The 9,003-nt window shown below is 67.4% G+C and carries 12 protein-coding genes; 3 read left to right on the top strand and 9 right to left on the bottom strand.

The annotated features are described in order from the left end of the window. Positions 1 to 466: 466 nt before the first annotated feature. The gene (locus tag BMW67_RS15030) at positions 467 to 1,606 is read right to left on the bottom strand and encodes an alpha-D-ribose 1-methylphosphonate 5-triphosphate diphosphatase (RefSeq protein ID WP_072748507.1); all 1,140 of its coding nucleotides are present in this window, start codon (positions 1,604 to 1,606) and stop codon (positions 467 to 469) included. An 80-nt stretch (positions 1,607 to 1,686) separates the two neighbouring features. Here BMW67_RS15030 and BMW67_RS15025 point away from each other — a divergent pair, with 80 nt between their 5' ends. Continuing rightward, positions 1,687 to 2,376: a DUF1045 domain-containing protein gene (locus BMW67_RS15025; RefSeq protein ID WP_072748506.1), complete on the top strand. Its 690-nt coding sequence runs from the start codon at positions 1,687 to 1,689 to the stop codon at positions 2,374 to 2,376. Here BMW67_RS15025 and phnN read toward each other — a convergent pair. The 7 genes from phnN to phnG are packed head-to-tail and all read right to left on the bottom strand — an operon-like array spanning position 2,343 to position 7,383. Beyond that, positions 2,343 to 2,900: a phosphonate metabolism protein/1,5-bisphosphokinase (PRPP-forming) PhnN gene (phnN, locus tag BMW67_RS15020; RefSeq protein ID WP_072748505.1), complete on the bottom strand. Its 558-nt coding sequence runs from the start codon at positions 2,898 to 2,900 to the stop codon at positions 2,343 to 2,345. The genes BMW67_RS15025 and phnN overlap by 34 nt on opposite strands. Before the next feature lies 1 nt (position 2,901). Next, complete coding sequence (phnL, locus tag BMW67_RS15015) at positions 2,902 to 3,597, bottom strand: phosphonate C-P lyase system protein PhnL (protein ID WP_072748504.1); 696 nt, start codon at positions 3,595 to 3,597, stop codon at positions 2,902 to 2,904. 4 nt (positions 3,598 to 3,601) lie between these two features. Further along, a complete protein-coding gene (phnK, locus tag BMW67_RS15010; RefSeq protein ID WP_072748503.1) occupies positions 3,602 to 4,387 on the bottom strand; it encodes a phosphonate C-P lyase system protein PhnK in 786 nt (261 codons plus the stop codon). Then, the gene (locus BMW67_RS15005) at positions 4,384 to 5,253 is read right to left on the bottom strand and encodes an alpha-D-ribose 1-methylphosphonate 5-phosphate C-P-lyase PhnJ (protein ID WP_072748502.1); all 870 of its coding nucleotides are present in this window, start codon (positions 5,251 to 5,253) and stop codon (positions 4,384 to 4,386) included. Before BMW67_RS15005 ends, phnK begins: the two co-directional genes overlap by 4 nt. Next, complete coding sequence (locus tag BMW67_RS15000) at positions 5,250 to 6,362, bottom strand: carbon-phosphorus lyase complex subunit (RefSeq protein ID WP_072748501.1); 1,113 nt, start codon at positions 6,360 to 6,362, stop codon at positions 5,250 to 5,252. Before BMW67_RS15000 ends, BMW67_RS15005 begins: the two co-directional genes overlap by 4 nt. Next, positions 6,362 to 6,931 carry a phosphonate C-P lyase system protein PhnH gene (gene phnH, locus BMW67_RS14995; RefSeq protein ID WP_072748500.1) on the bottom strand — a complete coding sequence of 190 codons (570 nt, stop codon included), beginning with the start codon at positions 6,929 to 6,931 and terminating at the stop codon, positions 6,362 to 6,364. Before phnH ends, BMW67_RS15000 begins: the two co-directional genes overlap by 1 nt. Then, entirely contained in the window at positions 6,931 to 7,383 is a 453-nt protein-coding gene (gene phnG / locus BMW67_RS14990) for a phosphonate C-P lyase system protein PhnG (protein ID WP_072748499.1), read from the bottom strand. Before phnG ends, phnH begins: the two co-directional genes overlap by 1 nt. Positions 7,384 to 7,526: 143 nt before the next feature. On the opposite strand from phnG, the gene phnF reads away from it, so the two are divergent. Both phnF and BMW67_RS14980 read left to right on the top strand, forming a co-directional pair. After that, on the top strand, positions 7,527 to 8,243 hold the full coding sequence (phnF, locus tag BMW67_RS14985; RefSeq protein WP_072748498.1) for a phosphonate metabolism transcriptional regulator PhnF: 717 nt from the start codon (positions 7,527 to 7,529) through the stop codon (positions 8,241 to 8,243). Positions 8,244 to 8,387: 144 nt separating this feature from the next. Continuing rightward, the gene (locus tag BMW67_RS14980; protein WP_083581648.1) at positions 8,388 to 8,768 is read left to right on the top strand and encodes a PhnD/SsuA/transferrin family substrate-binding protein; all 381 of its coding nucleotides are present in this window, start codon (positions 8,388 to 8,390) and stop codon (positions 8,766 to 8,768) included. Positions 8,769 to 8,811: 43 nt separating this feature from the next. Here BMW67_RS14980 and BMW67_RS14975 read toward each other — a convergent pair. Then, positions 8,812 to 9,003 (bottom strand): integrase core domain-containing protein (locus tag BMW67_RS14975; RefSeq protein ID WP_143053723.1); only part of this gene is annotated, 192 nt, incomplete at its 5' end.

Raw genomic sequence — 9,003 nt, 5'->3', positions numbered from 1 at the left:
AACCGCGCCCTCGCCGGGCATGATCCCGGCGAGCGGTCTCTGTCCAGGCCATCGTGCACTCCATCTCGTCTCGCAAACGGACGGAATCACAACCTGCTGAGATCGCTCAACTCTTTTCGGGTTCGGCTCTAAGGGGAGCAGGTCACGTTGAGCCACCCGGCCCCAGTGATGGGAAGTTGCGCAAGCCTCCATGGCCACGATGCAGTTGGCTGTTCGGCCAAAAGCGCGGCCAACCGTGTCCGCGATAGCGCCCGATCGTATAGAACCGCCCCATCCGGCCCGACCGCACAGACCTGAAAACTGCCCTTCGCCAAGTCGATCGCCAGCATGCTGATCTTCGTCGTCATCGATGTGCCCTCCAAAATTGGTTCCGATAGAACCGTCATGGCATACAAGATGCCGTTGGTGGGGGCATCCACCGCATCAGTTCAAACTGTTCAGACTTCGGCGCGTTATTGCGCTGGCATCAGCCCACGCGGCGGCCTTGCGACCATACCGAGCGCACCACCGGCAGGCCGCCTAGCCGGCAGACGCGCACCAGATCGGCTCTCAGGCCCGCCGCAATGCGCCCGCGGTCTTCCAGGCCGGCGGCCTCGGCCGGCGTGCGCGTGACCGTGGCGACCGCCCGTGGCAGGTCGCCCCAGAAATCGGCGAGTTGAAAGGCCGCCGTCAGGAGCGACGAGGGCACATAGTCCGATGACAGGATATCGAGCAGCCCTTCGCGCGCGAGCTCGCTGGCGGCGACATTGCCAGAATGAGAGCCGCCCCGGATGAGGTTGGGCGCGCCCATGATGACCTTGATCCCATGCACTTGGCAGGCGCGCGCGGCCTCGAGCGTTGTCGGGAATTCGGCGAGCCGGATGCCGCGCGCGGCCGATTCCTCGATATGCGCCTCGGTCGTGTCGTCATGGCTGGCAAGCACCGCGCCGAGATGCGCGGCCGCCGCGACCGCCGCGCGCTCGTGACGCGCCCCGTATTCGGCGCGCAGGGAGGTAAGATGGGCCACATGCTCTTGGAATTCGGCATCGGTGAAGCTGCGCTTCTTTTGCAGATAGGTGCGCAGATAGCTGAGGTCGCGAAACTGCCGCTGTCCCGGCGTGTGATCCATCAGCGAAATGAGCCCGACCCGGTCCTCGGGCCCGAATTCCTCTAGCTCTTCGGCCAGCGTTTGCGACGAGACCTCGGCGCGCAGATGCACGAAATGGCTGATGCGCAGGGCCCCCTCCGTGCGCAGCTTGGCGATTTCGCTGGCCAGGGCCCGGGCATACGGGCGATCGGAAGTTTTGCCCGAGAGCAGCGATCCGACGCGCAGCGCGTCGAAAACGGTGGTCACGCCCACCGAGGCGAACTCGCCGTCATGGGCGAGAATTGCCGGGCGGTGCGGCCAGTGCACTTCGGGGCGCGGCTCGATATGACGCTCGAGATTGTCGGTATGCAGCTCCACCAGCCCCGGCAGCACGAGATCGCCTTCGCAGTCGATCGCGCCGGGCGCCGCGCTTGGCCCCTGATCGACCGCGGCGATCCGCCCTTGCGAGATGCGCAGGGAACCGCGGACGATCTCGGTGTCCAGCACGAGGCGCGCGTTGGTCAGGATGATGTCGCTCATTCTTGTCTCCGATCTTCCGCTTGTGCGGATAGCGCGTCCGGGTCACAGAACCGTGACAGAACTGCGTTAAGGGCGGGGACATGGAAGATTTTTTGCGATACGCCATCTACTACGCCCCGCCCGAAGGCGCGCTGGCCGATTTCGGCGCGTGCTGGCTGGGCTGGGACCCCGTGTCCGGGCAGCGCCGTGAACATCCGGCCATCAACGGCCTGCCGCGCCCGGTCGCGGCGCTGACAAAGACGCCGCGCAAATACGGGCTGCACGCCACGCTCAAGCCTCCCTTCCGGCTGGCCCCCGGCTCCGATTTCGCCGCACTGCGCGCCAACCTTGCCGCTTTTGCAGCCGCACATGCGCCTGCGCACGCCGACGGGCTGGCGCTTGCGCGGCTGGGCGGGTTTCTGGCGCTGGCGCCCGAAGGCGATCCGGCCGAGATTTCCGGGCTCGCGTGCAAGATCGTCTCGGCGCTCGATCGTCACCGCGCGCCGCCCACGCAGGCCGAACTCGCCCGCCGCCGCGCCGCGGGCCTGAGCGAGCGGCAGGAAGTCATGCTCGCACGCTGGGGCTATCCTTACGTGATGGACGAGTTTCGGTTCCATATCACCCTGACCGGCCGCCTGGACCCCGCCGAGGCCGAGGCCGTGCAGGCGGCCCTTGCCCCGGTTCTGGCGCCGCTCCTGCCCAGGCCCTTCGAAATCATGGACCTGTGCCTCTTCGGCGAAGACGAGGCGGGGATGTTTCATCTCATCGAACGTTTCGCGCTTTCGGGCTGAAGCGCAGCGACGAGCGCCTCGACCGCCGTCTCCAACGGCCCGGAATTGTCGATCTCGATGGCCTTGATGCCCGGTGGCAGGCCGATCTTCGCGCGCGCCAGCCTCGCGGCGATCTCCTCGGCGCTTTCGCGTCCGCGCGCGGCCAGCCGGGCGGCGAGGATTTCGGGCCGCGCCGTGACATGGATCGCCTCGAGTGCGGGAAACTGCGCCTTCGCCTCGGCCAGCATGGCGCGCGAACCGTTGAAGAGCGCGGGGCGCCCCGCCTCCAGAAAATCCAGCACATCGGCGGGGATGCCGTAGCTCAGCCCGTGCGCCTGCCAGTGCAGGATGAAGTCCCCGCGTGCAAGGCGGCGGGCAAAATCGGCCTCGCTCGTGCTCTCGAAGTCCTCGCCACCCGCTTCGGCCGACCGGGTGATGACCCGGCGCACGAGGCGAAGCCCCGGCAGGCGGCGCGCCGCCGCGCGCATGAGCGTGTCCTTGCCCACGCCCGAGGGGCCGACGATGGCGTAGAGCCGGCCCGCCATCTCAGGCATGGGCCGCGCGCGCCGCTTCGGGCGCGAAGGCCGAGACGTCGATCTCGCGGTCGGCCACGCGGGCACGCGCCGCGCTGTCGTGAAAGATGCCCACGATCGCGGCCCCGCGGCCCTTGGCCTCTTCGATCAGCGAGAGCACCACTTCGCGGTTGGTTGGGTCAAGGCTGGCGGTAGGCTCGTCGAGCAGGAGCGCGGGCCAGTCGCGCACGAAACCGCGCGCGATGTTGACCCGTTGCTGTTCGCCGCCCGAGAAGGTGGTCGGCGAGAGCCCCCACAGGCGCGGCGGGATGTTGAGCCGCTCAAGCAGCGCCTCGGCGCGCGCAAAGGCCTCGTCGCGGGGGCGGCCCAGCGCCAGAAGCGGCTCGGCCACCACCTCGCGGGTGGGCACGCGGGGCACGACGCGCAGGAACTGGCTGACATAGCCCAGAACCTCGCGCCTGAGCCTGAGGATCTCGCGCGGCTCGGCCCGGGCCACATCGACGCCGGCTATGCGGATATGGCCGGCCTCGGCTCGGTAATTGCCATAGATCATGCGCATCAGCGTCGATTTTCCGGCGCCTGAATTGCCGGTCAGGGCCACGCATTCGCCGGGGGCTACGCTGAAGGTCGCGCCCTGCATCACCTCGATCCTTGCGCCGCCCTGGTTGTGCAGCGTGAAGGATTTGGAGAGGTTCTCGATTTCGATCATCGTCTCAGACCTGAAGGACGGAGCTGACGAGCAGCTGGGTATAGGGGTGTTGCGGGTCGTCGAGCACCTGATCGGTGAGCCCGGCCTCGACCACGCGGCCCGATTTCATCACCATCAGCCGGTCGGCGAGGAGCCGCACCACGGCGAGGTCATGAGTGACGACGATGGCCGAAAGCCCCATGTCGCGCACGAGGCTGCGCAGAAGGTCCAGAAGCCGGGCCTGCACGCTCACATCGAGCCCGCCGGTGGGTTCGTCCATGAACACCAGCCGCGGCCCGGTGACGAGGTTGCGCGCGATCTGAAGCCGCTGCTGCATGCCGCCCGAAAAGGCCTCTGGCCGGTCGTCGATGCGCGCGCGGTCGATCTCGACCCGGCTCAGCCAGTCGGCGGCCGAATGGCGGATGTCGCCATAGTGGCGCGCGCCCACCGCCATCAGCCGCTCGCCGACATTGCCGCCGGCCGAGATCGTCATCCTCAGCCCGTCGCGCGGGTTCTGGTGGACGAAGGCCCAGTCGGTGCGCGCCAGCATGCGCCGCTCGGGCTCCGACATCGCGATGGTGTCGCGCGGGCCGTCGGCGCGGGTGTCGAAGATCACCTCGCCCCGGTCGGGGGTGAGCTGGCCCGCGAGGCAGCCCAGCAGCGTGGACTTGCCCGAGCCGGACTCGCCGACCACGCCCAGCACTTCGCCGGGCCACAGGTCGAAGGAGACATCCGCGCATCCGATGCGCCCGCCATAGGTCTTGGTGACGTCGCGCACGCGCAAGAGCGGGGTCTGCGTCGTATCCTTCATGCCGCGTCCTCCGGGCTCAGCCGGCCGCTATGGCCCTGGGCCTGTCGGCTGGCGCAGTAATCGGTGTCGGAGCAGACGAACATCCGGCTGCCCGCGTCGTCGATGATGACCTCGTCGAGGTAGCTGTCCTCGGCCCCGCAGAGGTCGCAGGGGTGATCGGCTTTCGAGGCCTCGAAGGGGTAATCCTCGAAATCCAGGCTCACCACCTTCGTGTAGGGCGGGATCGCATAGATGCGCTGCTCGCGCCCTGCGCCGAAGAGCTGTAGCGCCGGGGAATTGTCGAGCTTGGGGTTGTCGAATTTCGGGATCGGCGAGGGGTCCATCACGTAACGATCCTCGACCATGACCGGATAGGCATAGGACGTGGCGATATGGCCATGGCGCGAGATGTCTTCGTAGAGCTTCACATGCATGAGCCCGTATTCCTCGAGCGCATGCATCTTGCGCGTCTCGGTCTCGCGTGGCTCGAGAAAGCGCAGGGGCTCCGGGATCGGCACCTGATAGACGAGGATCTGCGCCTCGGTCAGCGGCTCTTCGGGGATGCGGTGGCGGGTCTGGATCACCGTGGCCTCGCGCGTGTGTTCGGTGGTGTCCACGCCCGCGGTGCGCTCGAAGAACTTGCGGATGGACACTGCGTTGGTAGTGTCGTCGGCGCCTTGGTCGATGACCTTGAGCGTGTCCTCCGGCGTCAGGCAGGCCGCCGTGACCTGCACGCCGCCGGTGCCCCAGCCGTACGGCATCGGCATTTCGCGGCTGGCAAAGGGCACCTGATAGCCGGGAATGGCGACGCCCTTCAGGATCGCGCGGCGGATCATCCGCTTTGTCTGCTCATCGAGATAGGCGAAATTGTAGGCCTGATCGGTCATTCTGCCGCCTCCTGGCTGGCGTCGGCCTTCATCTCCGCCCGGCGGGCTTCGGCCTCGGCGCGCAGCTTGCGCACCAGTTCAAGCTCGGACTGGAAATCGACGTAATGGGGCAGTTTTATGTGTTCGAGAAAGCCGGTGGCCTGGATGTTGTCGGCGTGCGCCAGCACGAATTCTTCGTCCTGCGCCGGAGCGCCGACGTTGTCTTCGCCCAGCTCCTGCCATCTGAGGGCGCGGTCAACCAAGGCCATCGAGATCGCCTTGCGCTCGGCGTGACCGAAGACGAGGCCATAGCCGCGGGTGAATTGCGCGGGCTCGGTCTTCGAGCCCTTGAACTGGTTCACCGTCTCGCATTCGGTGAGCTCGATCTCGCCTATCTCGACGGCAAAGCCCAGCTCGGGGATCTCGACCTCGACGCCCACGCGTCCGACCCGAAGCTCGCCCACGAAGGGGTGATTGCGGGCATAGCCGCGCTGGGTCGAATAAGCCATGGAGAGCACGAAGCCCTCGTCGCCACGGGCAAGCGCTTGCAGGCGCATGGGGCGGCCCGCGGGGTATTCCATCGGCTGGCGGGTGAGGTCGGGCGGCGCTTCGTCGCCGGCGGGTTCGGGCTGGATGAGCCCGTCGCGCGCCAGAATCTCGCCCACCCGCGGCATCTCGGCACGCTCGGGCTCGGCTACCGCCTCTGCCGGCCCGTCCGCGCCTTCGGCGGCCAGCGCGAAGTCGATCAGCCGGTGGGTGTAATCGAAGGTCGGCCCCAGAATCTGTCCGCCGGGCAGATCCTTGAAGGTGGCCGAGATGCGCCGCTCGCAGGCCATTGCGCCCGTCTCGACGGGGTTGGAATGGCCAAGGCGCGGCAGGGTGGTGCGATAGGCGCGCACGAGGAAGATCGCCTCGATCAGATCGCCGCGCGCCTGCTTGATCGCCAGTGCGGCGAGGTCCGGGTCGTAAAGCGAGCCCTCGGCCATCACCCGGTTGACGGCGAGGCTGAGCTGTTCGCGGATCTGGGCGACGGAAAGCTCGGCGATGGATGGATCGCCCCGGCGCTTTTCGGCGAGCAGCGCATGGGCGTTCTCGATCGCGCGCTCGCCTCCCTTGACGGCGACGTACATCAGCCTTCCTCCACATGCGTGCTGCGCGGCAGACCGGCGACGCGGTCCTCGCAGGTGAAAAAGAAATCGACCCCAAGCGGGTAACGCGCCCGGTTGGCCCGGAAGGCCGCGATCTCGGGCAGCGACAGATGCGCTTGTGTTTCGATGCCGGGGCCGGTGAGGCGGGCGCCTTCGGGCGCGAGATGGTCGAGTTCGACGATCAGCGTTGCCGAACGGTCGGGGTATTCCGGGGCGCCTTGTGCGAAATCGTCAAGCGGCACGAGATCGGCCCAGCGGCCGAGCGCGAACATGGCCTCGCCGCGCCTTACGATCGGCGCCCCGGTATGGAAGGCGATCCATTCTCGTAGAGCGGGGCTGTCGTGGCTGGAAGCAAGATGGACCGGGGTTTCGGCATCGCAGAGCGTAAGCAGGAGTCCCGCCGCGGCCGGCGAGACCGGGTCGGGCGCCTGAGCGCTGGCGATCCGCTCGATCCGCCCGGGGCGGGCGAGCGCCTGAAGAGCCGCGCGAAAGGCGTGGGCCGCATCGACCGAGGGGTTCGCGAAACCGCCTTCGAGGACTTGGGCCTGCATCAGTCTTCTCCTCGCGCCATGGTAAAGAATTCGACCTTCGTCGCGGCTGCCTTGGCTGCCCGCGCCGTGCGCCGGGCTTCGGCTTCGCTGGCCAGTGGGTCGAGGACATGCATGCGGATCTCATCGGCGCGCGGTCCCTGCATCAGCGCGTCGACCAGCGCGGCGCGGCGTGCATGACCCTTGTCGCGACCCTGCACCCAGGCATGGCCGACCTCGCCGGAAGTCAGGCGCAGCGTGCAGCGGGTCACCGTCATCTCGCCCAGATTGAACGGCGCTCCGCTGCCGCCCATCCGGCCGCGCACCATCACCGCGCCGATCTCGGGGGCGCGCAGGAACTGATGATCTGGCAGAGGCTCGAGCCCATCGAGCAATGTGGCCAGACGCGCCGGCGGCGCCTTGGCCAGCAGGCTCATCCAGCCCTTTCGGCCGATATCGTCCGGGGTAATCTTCATGTCGCGGCTTTCATTCGTTTTCTCTTGCCTCGGTCTTCGACAATTTGCGGATTTGTCGAAGACACTATACAACTAGACAAGTCTTACCCTTGCGGTAGCCGCTCCGGCAAGGAAGGTATTGTGAAATTTTGGCAACGGGTCCGATGACGCCCAACCCTCTGTGGAAGACCATCGCCGAAACGCTCGCCGCCGAGATCGCGCGGGGGCTCTATGCGCCGAGGGCCAAGCTGCCCACCGAGGCCCAGCTTGCCCGCCGTTTCGGGGTTAATCGCCACACCGTACGCCGCGCGCTGGCCGATCTTGCCCAGCAGGGGCTGGTGCATGCGCGGCGCGGCGCGGGGGTTTTCGTGCAGTCCACGCCAACCGAATACCCGCTGGGCCGGCGGGTGCGCTTTCATCAGGCGGTGACGGCTTCGGGCCGCACCCCGGACAGGCGCCGGCTGAGGCTCGAGACCCGCCCCGCCAGCGCCCCCGAGGCTGCGGCGCTGGACCTCGAGACCGGCGCGCCGGTCGTCGTCTATGGAGGCGTTTCTCTTTCCGATGGCCAGCCGCTCGCGCTTTTCGAGAGCGTCTTTCCCGCCGAGCGCCTGCCCGGCCTGGCCGCGGCGCTGGAGGAGGATAGCTCGGTGACGCGCGCGCTCGCCTCCTGCGGCGTGGACGATTACCTGCGCGCCGAAACGCGGCTGAGCGCCCATCTGGCGGATGCGGTGCAGGCGCGCCACCTTCAGCTCAGGCCGGGCGCGCCGCTCTTACGCAGCATCGCGCTGAATACGGATCTGGGCGGCCAACCGGTCGAGCGTGGCGTTACCTGGTTCGCCGGCGAACGGGTCAGCCTCGTCGTGGCGCCCGGCACGCAGTGAGCCAGCCAGTCGCGAGGAGGCGCGGGTTGTCACGCCTCTTTGGGCAAAAGTTCATAGAAATGGATCAGGGCTGACCAACGCCGGTGACGCTCGCGCCCCATACGGTGGGGGCTGATCCGGCCAGATCCGAATGGGGGCCTCAAGATGCGTTTCAACCCAAAGGCCCTCGCGCTGGGCCTTGCCGTGGCGGCCGCCTCGGCCAGCGCTGTTGCCGCCGAAACCTGGAAACTCGCCGTCACTGATGCGCAGGGCCTCGAGACCCTGCAGGCCGAATGGGGCCCGTTCCGCGATGCCCTTGAGAAGGCCACCGGCGATGAGTTCGAATTCCTGCCGGTGAACTCGCGCACCGCCGTCGCCGAAGCCCTGCGCGACAAATCGGTCGATTTCGTCGTCTCCGGCCCGGCCGAATATGTCGTCATCAACAAGCTGACCGAGGTCAGGCAGCTCATCGGCCTCGGTCGCCCCGATTGCTTCTGCGCCATCGGTCAAGTCCGTCAAGGTGGTGCGATTTGTCGGGTGGCCTGAGGTCATGATCAGGCGGCCGTGATGCTGAGAATTGGGTGTTCTCCTAACCTTCTTGACCGACGAACGACATGACGGTTTCGATGGGCCGTCTGCCCTGGTTTCGGTAGCCCAGATGCGGGCGCTCGGTGTTGTAGTGGACGAGCCAGGCGTCGAGATCGGCCTGCAGCGCTTCCACGGTCTCGTAAAAGGTCTCGCGCATCTTCACCCGGAAGAACTCGTCCAGCACGGTGCGGTT

The sequence above is a fragment of the Oceanicella actignis genome, assembly GCF_900111545.1.
GTDB lineage: Bacteria > Pseudomonadota > Alphaproteobacteria > Rhodobacterales > Rhodobacteraceae > Oceanicella > Oceanicella actignis.
This window is presented reverse-complemented; position numbering and strand designations above follow the sequence as displayed.